Here is a 20,582-nt window from a genome sequence, read left to right as displayed (position 1 = left end):
GAGGACTGATGGATCTCTCGCTCGACGGCAAGGTGGCGCTCGTGACGGGCGCCGCGTCCGGTCTGGCCAGGGCGGTCACGACCACGCTCGCGGCCGAGGGCGCGCGGGTCGCGGGCGCCGACCTCAACGAGGCAGGCGTCAAGTCGGTGATGGAGGAGCTGAGCGGCGGCCGCGGCTACAGGCTCGACGTCTCGCAGCGCGACAGCTGGAGCGAGCTCGTCCGGACGGTCAGGGCGGACCTCGGTGAGATCGACATCCTCTGCAACATCGCAGGTCCCGCGCCGGCATCCCCCAGCGGCCACCTTGACACCGACGACGACGAGTGGCATCGCCAGATCGACGGGCACCTGACCGGCGTCTTCCTCGGCTGTCAGTCCGTTCTGCCGCAGATGATCGAGCGTCGATACGGAAAGATCATCAACATGTGCTCGTTCACCGCACACGGGGTGAGCGCGAACATCCCCGGCTACGACGCCGCGTTCGGCGGGATCCTCGCCTACACGAAGGACCTGGCGAGATTTGCGGCGCCGTACAACGTCAACGTCAACTGCGTGTCGCCCGGCAACATCGAGACGCCAATGACCCAGGGCTGGATGTCGGAGCCCGGGGCGTACGAGCGGGTCCGCGAACGCACGCTGATCGGCCGCGTCGGTCAGCCCGACGACGTAGCCAACTGGGTGGTGTTCCTGGCGTCCGATCGCGCCCAGCACGCCGTCGGCATCGAGATCAACGTGTCCGGCGGCCAGCTGATCGCCTGACCTGCAGGATTCCCGTCACCGGGCCCGTGGGCCGGAAGGAGACACATGAGGATCGTCAACGTCACGACGGCCGTCGTCCGCTATCACGGCGAGGCAACGCTGGTGCGGATCGACACCGACGAGGGCATCAGCGGTTTCGGCGAGGCCAATCCCGACGCCGGTGCCGGGGGCGTCGTCGGAATGATCAACTTTCTGAAGGCCCTTCTGATCGGAGAGGACCCGCGCAACGTCGAGCGGTGCTGGGAGAAGCTCCGGCGCAGGAAGGTCTTCGCCGGTCCGCAGGCGGGCGTGTTCGTGATCGCCCTGAGCGGCATCGAGCTGGCGCTCTGGGACATCGCGGGCAAGGCCGCGGGCCAGCCCGTGTACCGGCTGCTGGGCGGCAAGTTCCGTGACCGGATCCGGCTCTACGCCGACTGCGGCGACGGCGACGACCCCGACGGTTCGGTGTCCGGCTGCGTCGACCGGGCCCAGCGGATGGTCGAGGAAGGCTTCACCGCGATCAAGTTCGACATCGACGACCTGCAGCACCCGGCGAAGTTCGACGAGTTCAACCACACCGTCAACGCCGCCGAGCTGCGCTCGATGGTGGAGCGGGTGGCGGCCGTCCGGGAGGCGATCGGTCCGGACGTCGACCTGGCCATCGACCTGCACGCCCGCTACGACGTGCCGAGCGCCTGCCGGATCGCCTGGGAGCTGGAGCCGTTCAACCTGATGTGGCTGGAGGAGCCGATCCCGGCCGAGAACATCGACGCGCTCGTCCGGGTACGTGCTCAGACCCGCACGCCGATCTGCGTAGGCGAGAACCTTTACCTACGTTGGGGTTTCCGTGAGCTGCTCGAGCGCGGGGCGGTCGACGTGATCGAGCCCGACGTGCCGAAGTGCGGCGGCCTGGCCGAGGCCAAGAAGATCGCCAACCTCGCCGAGATGCACTACGTGCCGTTCGCGCCGCACCTCGTCTCCACGCCGCTCGGCACGATGGCCACGGCCCACCAGTGCGGCGCGATCCCCAACTTCCTGGTGCAGGAATGGCATGCGCTGGAGGAGCGCGAGGTCTGGGACAGCTACGTCACGGCGCCCGACGGCAGCGGCTCGATCGTCAAGGACGGGTACATCACCCTCCCCGACAGCCCTGGCATCGGCGTCGAGCTCGACATGGACGGCGTCCGCGCGCACGCCGTACCCGGCTACGGGATCTTCGAATAAGAGGGGGAACGCACGACATGACGAACGGAACCGCACGTCCCGATCCGGCCTGGGTGGCGCAGACCGCGAAGCGGCTGAAGGCGCTGTACTCGGCTGTCGTCTACGACATCATGGACGAGATGGGCCTGCCCCATCAGTGCCTCGACCTTGCCATCGCGCCGCTGGACCGCTCGATGCAGGTGGCGGGCCCCGCGTACACCGTCTCGGCCGGCCCCGACATGCGGGAGCGCGCCGAGATGCCGCCGAACACGAAGCTGGCCGACTTCGGCGTCTTCACGCAGATGTACGACGGCTGCGTCGTCGTGGTCGCCGCAGCGGGCGAGCGCCAGAGCGGCATCTGGGGCGAACTGATGAGCAACGCGAGCCGAGCCCGTGGAGCCACGGGCGTGGTCATCGACGGCGGCATCCGCGACGGTCGGCTGGTGCGTGAGATCGACGGACTGTCCGTCTTCGCGCGGTACACGTCGCCGATCGAGTCGCTGCGCCGCTCGCGGATCCACGACCTCGAGGTGCCGATCTCGATGACCGGCACGATCAGCAGCCAGGTTCGCGTCGACCCCGGCGACTGGATCTTCGGGGACGAGGACGGCGTGCTGGTGATCCCGAAGGACGCGCTGGACGAGGTGCTGGCGAAGTCCGAGGAGGCGAAGGACATCGAGGACAAGGTCCGCGAGGAGGTCCAGTCGGGTGTTCCGGTGATCGACGTCTACAACAAGTACGGGCGCCTCTGAGAACAATCTCCCACCGCACACCTCGCGGCGCGTTGTCCGTGGGGTGTGCGGTGCCGGGAGCTACGCCTCGCGGGGCAGCGGGGGCACCTTCGCGCTCGTCATCATCATCGTGATGCCGTCGTGTTCGCGGCTCACCCCGACGTCGTCCATGCACGAGTGGATCATCAACAGGCCCTGACCGCGGAAACCCGCAGGCTCGGGCCGCCACAGCTTGCCGCCCGCCACGGCGACGAGCACGCGCCTGCCGCCGTCGGGCTCGGCGTACTGCCGGGCCGCGACGCGCACCTCCGCGCCGATCTCCGACGGGTGGATCTGCTCGATGGCGTTCGACACCGCCTCGTTGACGGCCATCACCACGTCGTCGATCTCCTCGTCGGGCCAGCGCAGGTTGCCCAGCCATCGACGGAACCGCTGGCGTACGACCGACAGCGACACCGGATCAGCCATGAGCACCATGGAGATCACGGCGTCGAGGTCTTCGGAGTACACCATCGCCCGTGCGCCGATCAGGCCGTGAGGGCCTCGTCGAGGGAGCCGAACAGCGAGAGCACCTCGTCCAGCCCCATCGTTCTGATGGGCCTGATCACCGATCGCGTCTCGTCGACGACCACCCGCAGCGGGGTACGTGTAGCGCGGCCCTCGTCGTGCAGCGCGACGAGGAGCCCCATGCCGGACGACGACAGGAAGTCGACGCCGGAGAGGTCGAGCACCACAGGCCGTCCCGCCGCCTGCTGGAGGGCCTCGCTGCCCGCCTCGAGCAGCCGGCCACCGGTGCTCAGGTCCACTTCCCCCTGGACCATGAGTACCAGGCAGCCGTCCCGGTCGTCACGGTTGAGTGTCATCAGCTGCTCGGCCGGCGGCATCCCGCCCAGGAAGCCGTTCATGTTGGCGCAGCGTACAGATGGTCCGTCAGGAGTCACCTCCGTGAGGTACCGCAATGGTGTTCGTTCGCCACTGCGTGTCGCAGAGGACCCGCTTGGCCAGGGCGACGATGTCCTTGAGGCCGCGGCGGTCGAGCAGGCGCGCGACGTCACGGGCCGCCGCCTGGGCGACCTCGTCGAGCTCGGCCATCGTCGGCTCGCGCACCGTCGATTCCTGCCCCATCGGCCCCCCGGCTGCCCTCGTCCCCACACCCATTGATCATGCCGGTACCCATTCGATGGCGGAATTCAAACCTCGGTCGTGCCGGCCGAGGTGGCCGACTCCTCGCGTCGCTGCGGCGGCTGGGACAATGTGCGTGACGAGGTGGGCCGAGGTCCGCCGGGAGAGGGGAACGGTGACGGCGACCGACGAGGCGCTCGACATGGCCCGTGTGGCGGTAGCCGCTGCAGCCGACAAGAAGGCGCAGGACATCGTCGTGCTCGACGTGTCCGACCAGCTGGTGATCACCGACTGCTTCGTGATCGCCTCCGCGCCCAACGAACGGCAGGTGCAGGCCATCGTCGACGAGGTCGAGGAGAAGCTCCGCGAGCACGGAGCGAAGCCCACCCGCCGCGAGGGCACCCGCGAAGGGCGCTGGGTGTTGCTGGACTTCGTCGACGTCGTGGTCCATGTGCAGCACAGCGAGGAGCGCGGGTTCTACGGGCTCGACCGGCTCTGGAAGGACTGCCCGCGGATCGCGTTCCCCGAAGCCGAGGTCGGCACGGACGGTTCCGGGCCGGGCGGCCTCGACGGGGACGGCATCGGGTGAGCCTGCGGCGACTGGTTCTGTTGCGGCACGGCCAGACGGACTACAACGTCGCAGGCCGGATGCAGGGCCACATCGACTCGATGCTCACCGAAACGGGCGTGGCCCAAGCTGCCGCCGTCGCCCCGGAGATCGCCCGCATCGCCCCGGATCGCCTCATCAGCTCGGATCTGCGGCGGGCTGTGGACACCGCCGACGTCGTCGGCGCCGCGTGCGGCCTGCCCGTCAAGTTCGACTCGCGGCTTCGTGAGACGCACCTCGGTGAGTGGCAGGGCCGCACGGTGCCGCAGATCGAGGAGGGCTGGCCAGGCGCCATTGCCGCCTGGCGCTCCGATCCCGCGTGGCGCCCGCCCGGAGGCGAGTCGCGGATCGACGTGGTTCGCCGCGCGCAGCCCGTGGTCGACGAGCTGGACGAGGAGTACGCCTCGGCGCCGGACGCCACCGTGGTGCTCGTCGCGCACGGAGGCCTGATCGGAGGCCTGGTCAGCGGGCTGCTGGCATTGCCGACGTCGTCATGGCCCGCAATCGGCGGGATCGGCAACTGCCACTGGGCCGTGCTGGCCCGCCGCGCCGACCACCCACGCTGGCGGCTCGCCGGCTACAACGTCGGCACGTCGTGACCGGTCCCGACGACCAGGGATGACCGGAGCAGGCTCCGGGGCCGGCCCGCTCCTCCTGATACTCGGCGACTCGCTCACCTTCCACGGCCCGCAACGCGCCGAGCCGGCCGATGAGCCCAGGCTGTGGCCCAACGTCACGGCGACCGCGCTCGGTGGTCGCGCGGAGCTCGTCGCAGGGATCGGATGGACGGCCCGCCACGCCTGGCACGCGCTCATCAACGACCCCCGCGTGTGGGCGGTCATGCCGAGGGTCGACGCGCTCGTGCTGGCCGTCGGCGGGATGGACAGCCTGCCGTCGCCGCTGCCCACCGCGCTGCGCGAGCTGATCCCGGTGCTGCGTCCTGACGGGCTGCGCCGGGCGGTGCGGGCCGGGTACCGCACGGCCCAGCCCGGTCTTGCCCGCGCGTTCGCCGCGACGGTCCCCGGCGGCGGGCCGGTCGCGCTCCCGCCGCGGTTGACCGTCCGCCACCTGGAGCGCTGCCGGCAGGCTGTGCTCACGATCCGGCCGGGGATTCCCGTCGTCGCGATGCTGCCGTCAGTGCACCGTGCCGCGGCCTACGGGGCGGTGCACGCCGGTCGGGCCGCGGCCGAGCGCGCCACCCGCGGATGGGCGCGCGAGTGCGGGGTGGCGCTCGTGGACGTGGCGGCCCTGATCGGTGAGCACGTCCTCGGTGGCCACGGCAATCCCGACGGGATGCACTGGGGATGGCAGGCGCACGCGACGGTCGGCGCGGCCTGCGCCGACGCGCTGCGTCCCACGCTGGGCCGCGCGCGAGCGTGACCATAAAGTTCCTGGTTGTGCCCGTCGCTGTCGTGACCGACTCCACCGCCTACCTGCCTCCGGGAGTTGCGGAGGAACGCGGGATCCGGGTGGTGCCGCTGGAGGTCCGGCTGGGACAGCGCGTGGGGCGGGAGGGTTCCGACATCGACACCGCCGAGCTGTCCGCCGCGCTCGCCGACCGGCACCTCGACGTGCAGACCTCCCGGCCGGCGCCCGCCGACTTCGCGGACTGCTACAGCGGAGCCCTCGCCGCCGGTGCGGACGGAGTCGTGTCGGTACATCTGTCCCGAGAGCTCTCCGGCACGTGGGACGCGGCGCGGCTGGCAGCGGAGCAGGTTTGCCGGCGGCGCATCCGGATCGTCGACTCCCGAGCGGCTGCCATGGGACTCGGTTTTGCGGTGCTGGCCGCCGCGGACGCGGCGGACACCGGCGGCGACATCGAGGTCGTGGAGGAGGCGGCAGCCGACGTCGCGGACCGGTGCCGCGTCTTCTTCTCCGTCGACACCCTCGATCGGCTGCGCCGTGGTGGACGGATCGGGCCCGCGGCGGCGCTCGTCGGTACGGCCCTTGCTGTCAAGCCGTTGCTCCACGTGGCGCAGGGCCGCATCGTTCCGCTGGAGAAGGTGCGGACCACCGCGCGCGCGGTCCAGCGGCTCGTGGAGCTCGCGGTGCGGGCCGCGGGTGACGGGCCGGTGGACCTTGCGGTGCATCACCTCGGCGCAGCCGCCCGCGCGGAGGAGGTGGCCGCGCTGTTGCGCGAACGGCTGCCCCAGGCAACACGGCTGCTCGTGTCGGAGGTGGGCGCAGTGATCGGGGCGCACGTCGGGCTGGGGCTGCTCGGGGTGGTGGTGGTACCGAAGGGCGATCGGTGATCACGCCGGGCAGCCACCGGCATGGTCGTGCGTAACCAGATCGGATGATGCAACCTGGGTCTCGGCCGCGACCCACCTCTACGCACGGTATTCGAATCGGCCTGCTGAACCCGGTGGTCGAGTGAACCACCTCTGCCAGGTGAACATTGATTCCTTGGCGTTGAACACGGTCGTTACTTGTGCATGACAAGCATGGGCACCAGATTCGGTTACGGGTTGGGGCGCCGCCGCGTCGTGTTGGCGTTCATAGCGCTTTCTGCTCTGCTGGCGTTCGCGCCGCAAGCTTCCGCTCAGCCTGCAGAGTCGTCAACGGTAGCGGGGGCATCGCCTTCGGAGGCGACCGTCGGGGAGCGAGTCGTCTTGATGGCGACAATCACCTGTCCAGGATCACCCGAGGGTGGGCTCGGCGTAACTTTTTGGGACGGTTCGGATCTGCTGGCCACCGCGCCGGTCGATGCCGAAGGGAATGCAGAGCTGGCGACTTCATTTGTCACTACCGGCACCCACACGATCACGGCTGCCTACAACGGCAACGACATCTGCTCCGCATCGAACGACGAGACGACAGTGGAGATTTCGGACGCACCGCCGCCCACTCCGCCGTCCGGTGGTCTGATCAGTTTCGATCGTTTCGCCAATGGCAACACCTTCAACAACATCGGCAACAACTACTAGCGGTACCCGTTCCGATGATGTTTGGGGTGTGATGGCCGCCGCCCGGGGCGGTGGCCGACAGATCACAGCAGGCGAGGTGGTGGTGGGGGCGAGTTGTCCCCATCACCGGCCGGCTGTCCACAGGTTCGGAAGTCGTCCGGGCCAGGCGCCATTCCGGACCTAGCGTCGATCCGTGGCCCGACCCGACCCTCCCTCCCCGCCCGCACGGTTGGCGGCCGTGCTCGCCGCTCCGCACGAGGCAGCGCGTCAGGGGGCCGGGGCCTACGGGCCGGGTGATGCCGGGCGGGCGTGGAACGCGGGTCAGACCGGCGAGCCGCCCACGGTGCCCGTCCCGTTGGCAGGGCCCGTCGAGCCGCACCCCCCGCCGGACGACCGCCGCGCAGGCGGAGCGCTGCGCCGCCTGTTGCCCGCCGGCTGGCAGGGCGCGCGGATCGATCCGGGACGGCCCGGAGCCACCGCGTTGGCGCTCATCGCGGCAGCGGCGGCGGTCGTGGCCGCCATCGGCGTCTGGGTGGAACGGCCGCGCGCGGACCCCGTCGGCGCGCCGCCGGGGCTGGCCGTGGTCAGCGACGAGGCCGCCGGCGAGCCGCCCGATGAGCGGGCCACCGAGCCGATCGTTGCCGAGCCGATCGTTGCCGAGCCGATCGTTGCCGGGTCGATCGTCGCCGGGCCGCCGGCCGGGGCCGAGCCGGGCGCCCCGGCTGGTCCGGCCCCGGCCACCGGTGTGGGCCCACCGCAGCCGCCTGTGCCGCTCGTCGTCAGCGTCTCGGGCCGGGTCCAGCGGCCGGGGCTCGTCGAGGTTCCCGCGGGCGCCAGGGTCGCCGACGTCCTGCACGCGGCGGGCGGCGCGCTCCCGGGCACCGACCTGGCCGGGGTCAACCTCGCTCGGCGGGTGGTCGACGGCGAGCAGGTTGCCGTCGGGGTCCCGCCGGCGCCGGATGCCGTGCCCGCAGCCGGTGCCGGCGGCCCGGTGCCGCCCGGCCCGCCGCGTCCTGGCGTCCCGCCCGGCCGGGTGGATCTCAACACCGCCACGGTGGAGCAGCTCGACGTCCTGCCGGGAGTCGGGCCCGTCACCGCCCAGCGCATCATCGAGTGGCGCACGCGCCATGGCCGGTTCGCCCGCGTGGAACAATTGCGGGAGATCGAGGGCATCGGCGAGCGTCGGTTCGCCCAGCTGCGCGAGCTGGTCAAGGTCTGATGCGCGCCCGCGATCCCGGCGAGCCCCGGCGCCCGCCCGATCTTCGGCTCGTGCCCGCTGCCCTGGCGGTGTGGGCCGTCATGCTGATCGGGATCGGATTCGGGCCCGTCGTCGCTCTCGGCGCCGGTGCAGCCGCCGTGGTGATACTCGCCGTCTTCGCGATGCCGGCGTTGCGACCGAGGCGTGGCGCACCCGCCGTGCTGGCCGCCGCGGGCTGTGCGGCAGCCGCCGCTGTGGTGGCCACCGCGCACACCCTGCTCCTCGTCCAGCATCCGCTGCGGGAGCCCGCAGAGCGGGGAGCGGCGGCGACGCTGCGGGTGGTGCTCCGCGACGACCCGCGGGCGATCCGCACCGAGGCCTACGGTTCCAGCCCTGGCACCGCCGGGCAGGTCCTGATCCCGTCCGTGCTGGCCGGGGCGCAGGTCGATGCCGGCCACTGGAGCGCCGGCGGGAGGGTGCTGCTCATCGCACCCGCCGAGGGGTGGGCCGGGCTGTTGCCGGGACAGAGCGCCACTGCCGAGGGCCTGCTGGCCCCCGCAGGGCGCCGGGATCTCACGATCGCCGTGTTGCGGGTGCGCGGGCCGCCCCACGAGGTCACGCCGGCGCCGTGGTGGCAGCACGCGGCCGGCGGGCTGCGCAGCGGCCTCCGCGAGGCCGCCGCCGCCGTGCTGTCGCCTGCACCGGCCGGGCTGCTTGCCGGGTTGGCGGTCGGCGACACCGCCGGTCTCACCTCCGAGGTGGAGGCCGACTTCAAGGCTGCGGGTCTCACCCACCTGCTGGCGGTGTCCGGCGCGAACCTCGCCATCGTCGGGGGCGCGGTGCTGGCCCTGCTGCGGCTGCTGCGAGCCGACCCCCGGCTCGCCGCAGCGCTGAGCGCCGTGGCGATTGCCGGGTTCGTGGTGCTCGCCCGGCCGTCGCCGAGCGTGGTGCGAGCCGCCGCGATGGGCGCGGTGGTGCTGCTCGCACTGGCGCTCGGGCGGGGCCGCTCCGCGCTCCCAGCGCTGGCCGTGGCCGTGCTGGTGCTGTTGCTGGTGGATCCGGCGCTGGCCGTCGACCCCGGGTTCGCGCTGTCCGTGCTGGCCACCGCCGCTCTGGTGCTCCTCGCACCCGGCTGGAGCGACGCACTGCGTCGGCGGGGCGTGCCCACATGGGCGGCGGAGGCGCTCGCGGTCCCCGCCGCGGCGTTCCTCGTCACGGCGCCCCTGGTGGCCGGGCTCAGCGGAGCGGTCAGCCCGATCGCGGTGGTCGCCAACCTGCTCGCCGTGCCCGCGGTCGCCCCGGCGACCGTGCTCGGCGTGCTTGCCGCGGTGCTGTCGCCGCTCGGTTCCGCACCGGCGCAGGCGTGCGCCTGGCTGGCCGGGCCGGCGGTGGGATGGCTCGTCCAGGTCGCCGACCGAACAGCGGCCGTGCGGGGTGCCGTGCTCCCGTGGCCCGACGGGCTCACAGGTGCCCTGCTGCTCGGCGGACTGGTGATCGTGCTGCTCGTGCTCGGCCGGTCGCGGCGGTGGAGAGCGATGCTGCTCGCGGTGCTCGTCGGGCTGGGGCTCGTCTTCGTGCCTACGCGGCTCGTTCCGCCGGGATGGCCGCCTGCCGGGTGGGCCGTGGTGGCGTGCGACGTCGGACAGGGCGACGCGGTGGTGCTCGCCACCGGCCGTCCGGGCTGGGTGGTGCTCGTCGACGCAGGCCCCGGTGATGGACCGGTCGATGCGTGCCTCGACCGGCTCGGCGTGGAGGGCATCGCCATGGTCGTGCTCAGCCATCTGCATGCCGACCATGTCGGTGGCCTGGCGGGAGCGGTGCGCGGGCGGCCGGTAGGGGCAGTCGCTGTCGGCCCGGTCCATGAGCCGCACTGGGCGTTGCGGACCGTGGCGCGCCAGGCAGCGGAGGCCGGCGCACCTCTCGTGGCGCTGACGGCGGGGCAGCGTCTCCGGTGGCCAGGGCTCACCGTGGACGTGCTCGCTCCCCGGCATCCGGCTGCCGGTGTGGATCCCGACGACGGCACGGCGGTCAACGACGGCTCGCTCGTGCTGCGGGCCACCATGCCGGCGGCCACCGCGTTGCTCACCGGCGACGTCGAACTCGCAGCTCAGGCCGACCTGCTGGTATCCGGAGCCGACCTGCGCGCGGACGTGCTCAAAATGCCACACCACGGCTCTCGCTACACGTCGGGCAGCTTCCTCACCGCCGTCGCTCCGCGCACGGTGCTGGTGAGCGTCGGTGCGGGAAACCGGTATCGGCACCCCGATCCCGGCCTGCTCGGCGGCCTCGAGCAGAGTGGAGTGGCGGTGCGGCGCACCGACCTCCATGGCGACATCGCAGTCGTGGCCGGCGTGGCAGCGGGTGCCGGCGCCGCCGAGCGCGCACCCCTGCAGGTCGTCAGCAGGGGCAGCCCGTTGCCCGCTCCGCGCCGTGGCCCGTCATGGCGTCCGCCGCTCCGCCCCGTGCCCCGCCCGCAGCGCTGCGCCACCGGCGTTCCCGCCGATGCCGGCCGGCGGGGCCGCCGGCGCGTCGGGTGGACGTGCCGCCGGCGCCGCCGGGATGCAGCCCCCGGCCAGCGTGATCCCCCCGGGGCTGCGTCCACCAGGCCAGGGCCAAGGCTCGGTAATGGGCCCAGGGACCGCGCTGACCACCGCTGCCCGGGCGATCGTGTCGGGGCGCACGGGCGCACCACCTCCTCGCGTCCGGAAGCGACGGCTCAAGCCCACGGGGGGTCTACTCGCCGGGGTCGGGTAGGGAGGTCAGGTGAGGCCTCCGAGTTCGGCGGCGGGTACCTCGCCGGGCTCGACGCCGACGCCGAGGCGGAGGCAAGGGAGCGAGACCAAGCTCGTCACGGAGATCCCGACGACCCAGACCGCCACGGCGAGGCCGTTGCCACCGCCGACGGCCAGGAGAGCCGTCGAGGCGATGGGGGTGAGCGCGCCGCCCAGCACGGACGAGATCTGGAAGGCGACGGACGCTCCGCTGTAGCGCACCTGCGCGGGAAACAACTCGGCGAGCAAGGTGGCCTGCGGCCCGTTCACCGTGCCGACGGTGAGACCGGAGACCGCATACGCGATCAGCGCCGCCGGGTACGAACGGCTGTCGAGGAGGAGGAAGAACGGGATCGCCCAGACCACCATGGACACCAGCCCGAGCACGGTCAGCGGTCTCACACCCAGGTGTTCGGAGATCCTGGCGGACACGAGGACCCCCAGGAAGAACGTTATTCCGAACATCCCGGAGAGCAGGAGCATCGCGGTGGGGGAGAAGCGCAGGACCTGCTGTCCGTACGGGATGAGGTAGACCGAGAGCAGCAGCCCAACCGCGGGGGACGCGGTGACGGCGAGGGTGCCCGCAACGAGTGCTCTCGGGTGCCTGCGCACGAGTGCCCCGAGGGGGAACCGCACGAGCTGTCGTGACTCGCGCACGCGATCGAACGCCGCGCTCTCACGCAGGCACAGGCGCACGATCACCCCCGCGACGACCAGCGTGATGCTCAGGAGGAACGGAATTCTCCATCCCCACGCCTGGAACTGCTCCCTCGATATCAGCGTGCTGCAGAGCAACGTGATCGCGGTTGCCAGAACCAGGCCCGCCGGGTTGCCCAACTGGGGGAGTGAGCCGTAGACGATCCTGCGGTTCGGCGGTGCGTGCTCGACAGCCATGAGCACAGCGCCGCCCCACTCGCCGCCGAGGCCGACGCCCTGGATGATTCGGCAGACCACGAGCAACACGGGTGCCGCCACGCCGACGTCGGAATAGGTGGGCAGCAGGCCGGTCACGAACGTCGCGCCGCCCGCGGTGACCAAGGAGACCACGAGCAGGCGCTTGCGCCCGATGCGGTCACCGAAGTGGCCGAACAGGACGGCGCCGACCGGGCGCACCAGAAAGCCCACCAGAAACGTGCTCAGCGATGCCAGCGTCCCGGCGACGGGCGAGAAGGACGGGAAGAACCGGCTGGCGAAGACCAGGCCGGCGGCCAGCCCGTAGATGAAGAAGTCGTAGAACTCGATCGTCGTGCCGATGAGACTTGCGGCGGCGGCGCGGGCCTGATGCGCGGAGCGCGAGTGTCTATCCGGAAAGCGCGGAGTTCCGCTGTCGGATACGGAACTGTAGGCACATTTACCACTCCCGTCGGCCACGGCGAGCCCTTCTGTCGTTGGCGCTGCGCTACTGGGATGACGCTCTGTCGGACGCCGGAATCGACCTCTATGCCGGTTGGCTTCGGTGATCCGGGTGAATCCGATCGGTCGGATGAAAATCGTTGTGGCAAACACACGGTACTGACGCGGGTATGTTGCGATTGAATGTTCTGGATCACACTCGGGAAGGCGTCCCGGTCGTCCTCCGGGGTCGAACCGGGCGGTTTGCTCTGCTTCGTGACGCCTGGGGACGCGTCGTCGTGCCGTCCGTCTGCGGAGCCGGCCGACCGGCCGGATCCTTCGTCGTCCATCGGGTTACCCGCCGAATGCGTGCTTCTGTGGCTTCGTCTCCGGTCTGAGCAGCGCGGTGGCGACCGGCGCTGTGCTCGGCAAGGGTCGGCCGAAGCCGGACGGATCTTCGGTGGGGAAGGCGAAACGCGGCCGCTCAGTTGTTGTTTCGAACTGCGGATCCGCCGCGTGCGACAGGAGCGCGAAGTGACCTGGTGCAGTGGAATGCGGGCACTCGTGAGTGGGTCGCCGCTGTTCTTCGTCGGGGTCGTGATCCATGGAATTCGCTGAGCGTGAACGAGCACACCACGTCCGCGGCCGCCGAACCGGAAGCCACTGAACAAACCAGGGGCTGTGCAGCCTGCGGGACTGTCGCCGTGGGACGCCCGCTGCTCGTGGCGAGCGTGGTGAACATCCTCGATCCGGAGGAACCCGGGCAGGACCTCGCCACGTTCGTGCTCGTGAGCCCGGCGTGGATCGTTCTCGACGCCTGCTACGCCGAGATCCGGGTGTCGCGGGTGCGCCGGGCGCGGCGGGGTGACCAGCGGTGGCCGGAGCGGCTCGCCGGCCGGCGGACGAGCTATCTCATCACTCTCGCTACCGCGATTACCTTGCGCGGCGGCGGCGTCGACGTCGTCCTGATCGAGGGTGACGGCGACGTGGTCACGGTGCTTCTCGCGTCGGCGATCCTGCACCCGATCTACGCGTTACGCCCAACTCCACCCTGCTGCCGAAGCCGTTCTCCGTTCCGGGCACGCCGAGGCCGACGCTGCTCTACTTCGCCCGGCTGAAGGCGACTTGGAGCGCTCACCCTTGCGGGTCGTCAGCAAGGGCAGCCCGTTGCCGGCTCCACGTCGCAGCCCGTCATGGCGTCTACCGCTCCGCCGTGTTCCCCGCCCGCAGCGCTGTCCGGGTGCAGCCCCCGGGTCAGCGTCCCCCGGGGCTGCGTCCTGCGGCCAGGGGCCCAAGGCCCGGCCGGTGGGCTCAGAGACCGCGCTCGGCGAGGGCCTCGCGCACGGCCTTGCTGGTGGACGGGACCGTGGCCGACGGGCCGATCTGACCGGCCACCGCGTCGAGGGTCTTGAGACCGTCGCCGGTGATCAGCAGCACGGTCTCGGCGTCGGGGTCGAGCGCGCCCGACTCCACCAGCTTCTTCGTGGTGGCCACGGTGACTCCACCGGCGGTCTCGGCGAAGACACCCTCGGTGCGTGCGAGCAACCGGATGGCGTCCACCACCTCGGCGTCGCTGACGTGCGCGATCGCGCCACCGGTGCGGCGCACCGCGTCAAGGACGTAGGGGCCGTCGGCGGGGTTGCCGATCGCGAGTGAGCGGGCGATCGTGTCGGGGCGTACGGGCTGCACCACGTCGTGGCCGTCCTCGAACGCCTTGGCCACCGGCGAGCAGCCCGTGGCCTGCGCACCGAACACGCGGTAGGGCGTGGCATCCACCAGGCCCAGCTTTCCGAGCTCGGTGAAGCCCTTGTCCACCTTGGTCAGCTGCGACCCCGACGCCACGGGCACCACGACCTGCTGCGGCAGCCGCCACCCGAGCTGCTCGGCCACCTCGTAGCCGAGGGTCTTGGAGCCTTCGGCGTAGTACGGCCGCACGTTGACGTTGACGAACGCCCAGTCCTCGTGCTCGGCGGCGAGCTCGGTGGCCAGCCGGTTCACGTCGTCGTAGTTGCCCTCGACCGCGAGCAGCGTGCCGTCGTACACGGCGGTGGTGAGCACCTTCGCCGTCTCCAGGGACGACGGGATGAGCACCACCGAGTCCCACCCGGCACGGGCCGCCGCGGCCGCCACGGCGTTGGCGAGGTTGCCCGTGGACGGGCAGGCGAGCACCGAGAAGCCCAGCTCGCGCGCGGCGGCGAGCGCCACGGCCACCACGCGGTCCTTGAAGGAGTGGGTGGGGTTGCCGGTGTCGTCCTTGACCCAGAGGTTGCGCAGGCCCAGAGCGGCGCCCAGGCGATCGGCCTTGATCAGGCGGGTGAGGCCGGGCTCGGTGTTGGGGTGCTCCTGCACGGTGGAGGGCACGGGGAGGAGCTGCCGGTAGCGCCAGATCGACTTCGGGCCGGCCTCGATGGACTCGCGGGTGACGGTGCCGAAGTCGTAGGCGACCTCGAGCGGCCCGAAGCACTGCGGGCACGCGAACTCCGCGGCGAGCGCGATCTGGTGGCCGCACTCGCGGCAGGAGAGGGCGCGGGCAGGCCCGAGGTCGTACGAGGTGGTGGCCGAGGCGTCGGCAGTCAAGGTCATGAGAAGTCTCCTCATCTTTCCCGCATCGTGCGGGTCGGAATTGGCACCGTGATCGAACGCGTGATCGCGCATCGCCGGTTGCCGGGGCTTCGCCGGGCCGTTCCCTCTGCCCCTCTGGATGAGCCATGTGAAGTTGTGTCCGGCAGTTCGGACCGCCGGATGCAAGACACGTTACGACACGATCGACTCGAATCCCAACCCGTGGCCCACGATCTGGGAGCCGGCTCACGCGTTGTCGGTGCCGTGCGCGAGCATGGACGACGTGCCCGCGCCATCCGCACCTGCGCCGCTGCACCTCGTCCTCGGCGAGGAGGAGCTGCTGGTCGAGCGCGCTGTCGAGCAGGTGGTGGCCGAGGTCAGGGTCGGCGAGCCCGGCGCCGAACTACGCCGGTATCGGGCGGCCGACCTCACACCGGCCGACCTGGCCGACAATCTCAGCCCGTCGCTCTTCGCCGAGGGCCGGGTGATCGTCCTGCAGGCCGCCCACGAGGTGGGCAAGGATCTGGCGGCGGCGATCGTCCAGCAGTCCGCCGATCCGGCCGAGGGCATCGTGCTGGTCGTGGTCCATGCGGGGGGCGCGCGCAACAAGCCGCTCGCCGACGCGCTGCGCAAGGGCGGCGCCGTCGTCACCATGTGCAACAAGATCACCCGCTCCGACGAACGGGCCGACTTCGTGCGGGCCGAGGCCCGGCGGGCCGGCGGTCGTATCGCGCCGGACGCCGTGGGCGTCATCCTCGAGGCGGTGGGGTCCGATCTGCGGGAGCTCGCCGCCGCGGTGGGCCAGCTCGTGGCCGACACGGGCGGCAAGGTGGACGAGCACGCGGTGCGCCGCTACCACCGGGGCCGGGCCGAGGCGTCGGGGTTCACGGTGGCCGACAAGGTGATGGCGGGCGACCGGGCCGGGGCGCTGGAGGCCCTGCGGTGGGCGATGGTGCTCGGCGTGGCGCCGGTGCTGGTGGCCGACGCCCTGGCCGACGGAGTACGCACGCTGGCCAAGGTGGGAGCGGCAGGCCGCGGCGATCCGAACCGGCTCGCGGGCACGCTCGGCATGCCGCCGTGGAAGATTCGCAAGGCCCAGTCGCAGGTTCGAGCCTGGCAGCCGGAGTCGCTCGCACTGGCCTTCGAGGCCGCCGCCGAGGTGAACGCCGACGTCAAGGGCGCGGCAGCCGATCCCGGCTACGCCCTTGAACGGGCAGTGCTGCGCATCTGCGCGGCGCGCGAGAGCCGCTGAGCGCGTCCCTCAGGGGGCGGCCGGCGAGTTGTCGAGCACACCACAACGGCGCCGCCCCGAAGGGCAGCGCCGTTGGGAGAGCCTGATCAGAGCGCGGCGACGCGCTTCGACAGCGCCGACTTGCGGTTGGCCGCCTGGTTCTTGTGGATGACGCCCTTGCTGGCCGCCTTGTCCAGGGCTCGGGCCGCCGAGCGCTGCAGCTCGATGGCCTTCTCGTTCTCGCCGGCCTCCACAGCCTCACGGAAGCGCCGCACCGCGGTGCGCACGGAGGACTTGACCGACTTGTTGCGCTGGCGGCGCTTCTCGTTGGTCTTGACCCGCTTGATCTGGGACTTGATGTTGGCCACGCGAATGCCTCGAGTTCTTCTTCGCCTTGTTCCGGTCGGCACCGGCGGCGGGGGATCGTGCGTTCACGCCGGGCGCTCAGCGGTCCATGCTACAGCTCGGCGACGACCGGTCGGAAATCGGCCCGGGCCCCCGCACCGAGAGTGACGCCTAGGCTACGTGCGTGACTGTGGTTCTGGTGCATGGCAACCCCGAGACCGAGGCGATCTGGGACCTGCTGAGCGAGCGGCTCGCCGCCCGCGGTCGGACCGATCAGGTGCGGTTGTCGCCGCCGGGCTTCGGCGCTCCGGTGCCGGACGGGTGGACGGCGACCGTCGACGAGTACCGCGACTGGCTGGTGGCCGAGCTGGAGAAGATCGGTGAACCGGTCGACCTGGTCGGTCACGACTGGGGCGGCGGCCATGTGCTCAACGTCGCGATGAGCCGTCCCGACCTGCTGCACAGCTGGTGCTCGGACGTCATCGGCATCTACGACCCCGACTACGTGTGGCACGACCTCGCGCAGGTCTGGCAGACACCCGGCGAGGGCGAGGAGGCGATCGAGGCTCGCCTCGCCATTCCCGTCGAGGAGCTCGCTGGAGGCCTGGTCGACCTCGGTATGGACCCAGGGGTGGCGCGGCGCGTCGCTCCGGGCTTCGACGCCGAGATGGGGCGGTGCATCCTGGCGCTCTACCGCTCGGCTGCCCAGCCGGTGCTCCGCGAGCTCGGCGCCCGGCTGCCGGACGCAGCAGCGCGCCCGGGCCTCGCTCTGACCGCCACCGAGGATCACTTCGTGGGTACCGATGAGCAACGCCGGCGCGCCGCGGCTCGGGCGGGGGCTCGCGTGGGGGTGCTCGACGGGCTCGGACACTGGTGGATGGCCCAGGATCCCGACCGCGGCGCCGCCGTGCTCACCGAGTTCTGGGACTCGCTGTGACCAGCAGGCGTCTGCCGGCTACTCGGACCGGACGGTAGCTGCGCTCGGCCGTCCCGCTCTCGAGCTGACCGTCGCCGGTGTCACGGTGTTCGACGCCGCCACGGACGTGGACGTCAGGGTGGACATGACGCGGTTGGAGTGCACGGGCCCGGACTCCGCCGCGGTGGCTGCGGCCGGGGCGACCGCGCCGGAGACGACGGTGTTGCCGCCTGCGTGCTTGGCCCGGTACATCGCGGCGTCCGCGGCCGCGAGCGCCGCAGCGGGGTCGCCGTCCAGCGGGGCACGCACCACGCCGACCGACATCGTGACGCCGGCGGCGACCTCGACCGGCAGCGCTGCCACGGCGTCGGCGGCACGCTGCAGCGCCGCTCGCGCCTCCGCGGGTGGGGTGGCCGGCATGACGACGACGAACTCGTCGCCGCCGTAGCGGGCCACCAGGTCGTGCGAGCGCAGGATCGTGCGCAGGCACGTCGCCACCTCGCGGAGGACGGCGTCACCGGCGGCGTGCGAGCGGTCGTCGTTGACGTCCTTGAACCGGTCGAGGTCGATCAGGGCGACGGCGCACGGTTGGGCGGACGGCGTGGTGACGGCCTCGGCGAGCCGCAGGTCCAGGGCACGTCGGTTGGGCAGCCCCGTGAGCGGATCCTGCATGGCCTGCGCGGCCACCGCGCCGTGCTCGAGGGCGAGGCGGTGGTGCTCGGAGTGGCTGCGCAGGGCCGTGAGCCGTGCCTCGCGCAGCGCCCAGAGCTCGGACTCCAGGGCCTCGGCGTAGCGGGCGAGGGCGTCGGGCCGCCGGGGTGCGCCGTGGGCGATCCCGTCCATCTTCGCGAACTCGCGGTGCAGGGCGAGGGTGAGCACCGCATCCGGGGTGGCGATGCGCAGCTCCCGCTGCAGGGGTGCGAGTGCCGCGGCCGCGGCTGCGGGACGGCCCGCGACCAGCAAGCAGCGCGCCGTGGCGATGGCGAGCATGATGCGGTCCTCGGTGAAGTGGGTGGTCGCCTCCAGGGAGACGAGCAGGTCGATCTGGTCGGGTGTCGGCTGCTTCAGGGCGTAGGCGGTGCTGATGATCGAGCAGCCCTTGATGGCCGCCGACCCGTCGTCGTGGATCCCGTGCGCGGGGCCCCAGAGCTGTGCGGCCGCGTGGGCGGCCTGTGCGGCCCCGACGAAACGGGTGGCTGCGGCGGCGTCCCGCCCACCACGCTCGAGGCGCAACGCCCACGACAGTTGCAGCCGCACGCGGTTGAGCTGGTGGATGAGGCGGTCCATCGCCGGAACCCCGCCGCTCTCGGTCACCGCGATCCCCTGTTGCGAGACCTCGTCGGCCAGCTCGTGCGAGCCGAGCTTGAGGAGCAGGAGGACCAGCCCGTTGAGGCTCCGCGACAGCAGACGTGACCATTCCTTCGGATCCTCGCCCGGCATCGGGGCAGCGAGATCGGTGAGGATGGCGTGCGCCGCCGCGGTGTCGGCGAGGGCGTTCTCCCCCTGGCAGAAGGTGCTGGTGCGAAGTGCGCGCAGAGTGGCCGCTTCGCCGAGCCTGCGGGGGTCGTTGTCGAGCTCGGCGAGCTCCGTGTACTCCTGCAGCAGCGTCTCGACCTCCGTCCGCACGGTGTCGGCCTCGCCGTGGCCCGGAATCGTGAGGCCGGGGTCGTAGATCCGGATCATGATGCACATCCGGAGCAGTTCGGACACCAGCGTGGACGGTCGGTCGTGACGGGCGGCGACGAGCAACGCGTCGAGCCCCACACGCGCGGCGGCTCGCCCCTCGGCGGCCGCCCGCTGCTGCCAGCGAAACTTGTCGGTGGCTCGGACGATGAGCTCCTCATCGGTGAGCCCGTGGGCGTCCTGCGAGCACCGGCAGCTGGGCTCACCTGCCACAAGGGCGCACTCGCTCGGGGCAGTGATCGCCACGGACGAGCGCGATATCACAGATCGCTCCCCTGGAGGGCCATCGGGTTGCTCGGATGAACGCCGGAGCTGGGGTTCCGGCGCGCGTGAGGCTCGGGAGCTCCTCCGTCGCTCCGCGACCGCACGATCTCGCCATGGTGGCACGTGATCCGCTCGAGCGGGGAGTTCGGGTTTCGGCCGTGCTGCACTCTTCGCGGAGAGTGATCGAAAAACAGCCGATCGTCGTAATCCGGCGGTACTCCTGGTGCAGATGAAACGGGTGGTGATGATCGACCGGATCGATATGCCGGATACGTTCCGGTCGTGGATGCGACGGACCTGAGGGAGGCGGCGGCGGTCTGCGCTGCCGTGCTCGGCGAGACCAGGGGCCAGGACTGGTCGGGACCGGCAGGTGACCTTCGGATGAGCGTCGCCGAGACCGTGGCGCACGTCGGGGACACACTGCTCTGGTACGCCGCGGATGCGGCGGCGGGGCCTTCCGAGCTGTCGACCATGGACCTGCGGGTGCGCCCGGAGACGCCGCCCGCCGGGCTGCTCGCGACCGTGCAGGCCCACGCGGCCGTGCTTGCCGCCGTCGTCACCGTGACTCCCGCGTCGGAGCGGGGCTGGCATCCGGCCGGGCTCGCCGACGCGTCCGGCTTCGCCGCGATGGGGTGCGACGAGATCCTGGTGCACACCGCCGATGCCGCGGCCGGGCTCGGCGTGCCGTTCGCGCCGGACCCGGCGCTTGCCGCCCGCGTGGTGCACCGGCTCTTTCCGTGGGCCCCCGGCCACCCCGATCCGTGGGCCGTCCTGCTGTGGTGCAACGGCCGAGCACCGCTGGGCGAGCGGCCGCGGCGCGAGGGCTGGCGATGGCACTGCGCGCCCCTCGACGAATGGGACGGGAGCGACCCGGCGGCGTAGCCGGACCGTCGGCGCCGTCGCGCTGACCGGCACCGCCGTGCCCGCCGCGCCGCATGGGACGATAGAAGGACCCGTACTGAATGGATCCGTGA

At 71.7% G+C, this 20,582-nt stretch carries 20 protein-coding genes, 1 pseudogene and 1 riboswitch; of the genes and pseudogenes, 14 read left to right on the top strand and 7 right to left on the bottom strand.

All coding sequences use genetic code 11. The features are described from left to right. Positions 1–8 precede the first annotated feature (8 nt). Genes ACQPZQ_RS36345 through ACQPZQ_RS36335 form a run of 3 tightly spaced genes read left to right on the top strand, consistent with a single transcriptional unit; the run spans position 9 to position 2,692 of the window. Positions 9–758 carry an SDR family NAD(P)-dependent oxidoreductase gene (locus ACQPZQ_RS36345; protein ID WP_433288541.1) on the top strand — a complete coding sequence of 250 codons (750 nt, stop codon included), beginning with the start codon at positions 9–11 and terminating at the stop codon, positions 756–758. 45 nt (positions 759–803) lie between these two features. After that, entirely contained in the window at positions 804–1,961 is a 1,158-nt protein-coding gene (locus ACQPZQ_RS36340) for a mandelate racemase/muconate lactonizing enzyme family protein (RefSeq protein WP_433288539.1), read from the top strand. Positions 1,962–1,978: 17 nt separating this feature from the next. Beyond that, the gene (locus ACQPZQ_RS36335) at positions 1,979–2,692 is read left to right on the top strand and encodes an RraA family protein (protein ID WP_433288537.1); all 714 of its coding nucleotides are present in this window, start codon (positions 1,979–1,981) and stop codon (positions 2,690–2,692) included. A 60-nt stretch (positions 2,693–2,752) separates the two neighbouring features. Here ACQPZQ_RS36335 and ACQPZQ_RS36330 read toward each other — a convergent pair whose 3' ends face one another. Genes ACQPZQ_RS36330 through ACQPZQ_RS36320 form a run of 3 tightly spaced genes read right to left on the bottom strand, consistent with a single transcriptional unit; the run spans position 2,753 to position 3,778 of the window. Further along, the gene (locus ACQPZQ_RS36330) at positions 2,753–3,184 is read right to left on the bottom strand and encodes an ATP-binding protein (protein WP_241037733.1); all 432 of its coding nucleotides are present in this window, start codon (positions 3,182–3,184) and stop codon (positions 2,753–2,755) included. 14 nt (positions 3,185–3,198) lie between these two features. Then, positions 3,199–3,576 carry an STAS domain-containing protein gene (locus ACQPZQ_RS36325; protein ID WP_344726702.1) on the bottom strand — a complete coding sequence of 126 codons (378 nt, stop codon included), beginning with the start codon at positions 3,574–3,576 and terminating at the stop codon, positions 3,199–3,201. 25 nt (positions 3,577–3,601) lie between these two features. Beyond that, positions 3,602–3,778: a hypothetical protein gene (locus ACQPZQ_RS36320; protein ID WP_433288534.1), complete on the bottom strand. Its 177-nt coding sequence runs from the start codon at positions 3,776–3,778 to the stop codon at positions 3,602–3,604. Between the two features lie 190 nt (positions 3,779–3,968). Here ACQPZQ_RS36320 and rsfS point away from each other — a divergent pair, with 190 nt between their 5' ends. The 7 genes and pseudogenes from rsfS to ACQPZQ_RS36285 all read left to right on the top strand — a co-directional run. Next, complete coding sequence (rsfS, locus tag ACQPZQ_RS36315) at positions 3,969–4,382, top strand: ribosome silencing factor (protein WP_433288532.1); 414 nt, start codon at positions 3,969–3,971, stop codon at positions 4,380–4,382. Beyond that, a complete protein-coding gene (locus tag ACQPZQ_RS36310) occupies positions 4,379–4,999 on the top strand; it encodes a histidine phosphatase family protein (protein ID WP_433288530.1) in 621 nt (206 codons plus the stop codon). The genes rsfS and ACQPZQ_RS36310 overlap by 4 nt, the downstream gene beginning before the upstream one ends. A gap of 19 nt (positions 5,000–5,018) precedes the next feature. Next, positions 5,019–5,780: a diglucosylglycerate octanoyltransferase gene (gene octT, locus ACQPZQ_RS36305; RefSeq protein WP_433288528.1), complete on the top strand. Its 762-nt coding sequence runs from the start codon at positions 5,019–5,021 to the stop codon at positions 5,778–5,780. 17 nt (positions 5,781–5,797) lie between these two features. Beyond that, positions 5,798–6,652 (top strand): DegV family protein, encoded by an 855-nt coding sequence (locus ACQPZQ_RS36300; protein WP_433288526.1) that lies wholly within the window; start codon positions 5,798–5,800, stop codon positions 6,650–6,652. Positions 6,653–6,844: 192 nt separating this feature from the next. Beyond that, on the top strand, positions 6,845–7,327 hold the full coding sequence (locus ACQPZQ_RS36295; protein WP_433288524.1) for an Ig-like domain-containing protein: 483 nt from the start codon (positions 6,845–6,847) through the stop codon (positions 7,325–7,327). Between the two features lie 172 nt (positions 7,328–7,499). Next, positions 7,500–8,525 carry a helix-hairpin-helix domain-containing protein gene (locus tag ACQPZQ_RS36290; RefSeq protein ID WP_433288522.1) on the top strand — a complete coding sequence of 342 codons (1,026 nt, stop codon included), beginning with the start codon at positions 7,500–7,502 and terminating at the stop codon, positions 8,523–8,525. Between the two features lie 80 nt (positions 8,526–8,605). Then, positions 8,606–10,933 (top strand): annotated as a pseudogene (locus ACQPZQ_RS36285) (ComEC/Rec2 family competence protein); the annotation flags it as partial. Positions 10,934–11,263: 330 nt separating this feature from the next. On the opposite strand, the gene ACQPZQ_RS36280 reads toward ACQPZQ_RS36285, so the two are convergent. Then, a complete protein-coding gene (locus ACQPZQ_RS36280; RefSeq protein WP_433288520.1) occupies positions 11,264–12,646 on the bottom strand; it encodes an MFS transporter in 1,383 nt (460 codons plus the stop codon). 665 nt (positions 12,647–13,311) lie between these two features. Between ACQPZQ_RS36280 and ACQPZQ_RS36275 the strand changes: the two genes are divergently transcribed. After that, positions 13,312–13,725, top strand: coding sequence for a hypothetical protein (locus ACQPZQ_RS36275; RefSeq protein ID WP_433288518.1), 414 nt, complete (start codon positions 13,312–13,314; stop codon positions 13,723–13,725). Between the two features lie 193 nt (positions 13,726–13,918). Here the strand turns inward: ACQPZQ_RS36275 and thrC are convergent, their stop codons facing one another. Further along, on the bottom strand, positions 13,919–15,190 hold the full coding sequence (gene thrC / locus ACQPZQ_RS36270; RefSeq protein WP_433288516.1) for a threonine synthase: 1,272 nt from the start codon (positions 15,188–15,190) through the stop codon (positions 13,919–13,921). Between the two features lie 8 nt (positions 15,191–15,198). Then, a riboswitch (SAM riboswitch) is annotated at positions 15,199–15,315 on the bottom strand. A 128-nt stretch (positions 15,316–15,443) separates the two neighbouring features. Between thrC and holA the strand changes: the two genes are divergently transcribed. After that, positions 15,444–16,421 (top strand): DNA polymerase III subunit delta, encoded by a 978-nt coding sequence (gene holA, locus ACQPZQ_RS36265; RefSeq protein WP_433288514.1) that lies wholly within the window; start codon positions 15,444–15,446, stop codon positions 16,419–16,421. A gap of 86 nt (positions 16,422–16,507) precedes the next feature. Here holA and rpsT read toward each other — a convergent pair whose 3' ends face one another. Then, on the bottom strand, positions 16,508–16,768 hold the full coding sequence (gene rpsT / locus ACQPZQ_RS36260; protein WP_433288512.1) for a 30S ribosomal protein S20: 261 nt from the start codon (positions 16,766–16,768) through the stop codon (positions 16,508–16,510). Positions 16,769–16,929: 161 nt separating this feature from the next. On the opposite strand from rpsT, the gene ACQPZQ_RS36255 reads away from it, so the two are divergent. Continuing rightward, entirely contained in the window at positions 16,930–17,682 is a 753-nt protein-coding gene (locus tag ACQPZQ_RS36255; RefSeq protein ID WP_433288510.1) for an alpha/beta fold hydrolase, read from the top strand. Positions 17,683–17,700: 18 nt separating this feature from the next. Here ACQPZQ_RS36255 and ACQPZQ_RS36250 read toward each other — a convergent pair whose 3' ends face one another. Beyond that, positions 17,701–19,590 carry a GGDEF domain-containing protein gene (locus tag ACQPZQ_RS36250; protein WP_433288508.1) on the bottom strand — a complete coding sequence of 630 codons (1,890 nt, stop codon included), beginning with the start codon at positions 19,588–19,590 and terminating at the stop codon, positions 17,701–17,703. Between the two features lie 300 nt (positions 19,591–19,890). Here ACQPZQ_RS36250 and ACQPZQ_RS36245 point away from each other — a divergent pair, with 300 nt between their 5' ends. After that, on the top strand, positions 19,891–20,490 hold the full coding sequence (locus ACQPZQ_RS36245; RefSeq protein WP_433288506.1) for a maleylpyruvate isomerase N-terminal domain-containing protein: 600 nt from the start codon (positions 19,891–19,893) through the stop codon (positions 20,488–20,490). The last annotated feature ends 92 nt before the right edge of the window (positions 20,491–20,582 follow it).

This window comes from Pseudonocardia sp. CA-142604 (assembly GCF_050948475.1).
Lineage (GTDB): Bacteria > Actinomycetota > Actinomycetes > Mycobacteriales > Pseudonocardiaceae > Pseudonocardia > Pseudonocardia alaniniphila.
This window is presented reverse-complemented; position numbering and strand designations above follow the sequence as displayed.

What these genes read in the sequence shown, in the direction of transcription:
- ACQPZQ_RS36335 (WP_433288537.1), top strand. Translation starts at nt 1,979, where the DNA reads ATGACGAACGGAACCGCACGTCCCGATCCGGCCTGGGTGGCGCAGACC.
- ACQPZQ_RS36340 (WP_433288539.1), top strand. Translation starts at nt 804, where the DNA reads ATGAGGATCGTCAACGTCACGACGGCCGTCGTCCGCTATCACGGCGAG.
- ACQPZQ_RS36345 (WP_433288541.1), top strand. Translation starts at nt 9, where the DNA reads ATGGATCTCTCGCTCGACGGCAAGGTGGCGCTCGTGACGGGCGCCGCG.
- ACQPZQ_RS36295 (WP_433288524.1), top strand. Translation starts at nt 6,845, where the DNA reads ATGGGCACCAGATTCGGTTACGGGTTGGGGCGCCGCCGCGTCGTGTTG.
- holA (WP_433288514.1), top strand. Translation starts at nt 15,444, where the DNA reads ATGGACGACGTGCCCGCGCCATCCGCACCTGCGCCGCTGCACCTCGTC.
- ACQPZQ_RS36330 (WP_241037733.1), bottom strand. Translation starts at nt 3,184, where the DNA reads ATGGTGTACTCCGAAGACCTCGACGCCGTGATCTCCATGGTGCTCATG.
- ACQPZQ_RS36325 (WP_344726702.1), bottom strand. Translation starts at nt 3,576, where the DNA reads ATGAACGGCTTCCTGGGCGGGATGCCGCCGGCCGAGCAGCTGATGACA.
- octT (WP_433288528.1), top strand. Translation starts at nt 5,019, where the DNA reads ATGACCGGAGCAGGCTCCGGGGCCGGCCCGCTCCTCCTGATACTCGGC.
- thrC (WP_433288516.1), bottom strand. Translation starts at nt 15,190, where the DNA reads ATGACCTTGACTGCCGACGCCTCGGCCACCACCTCGTACGACCTCGGG.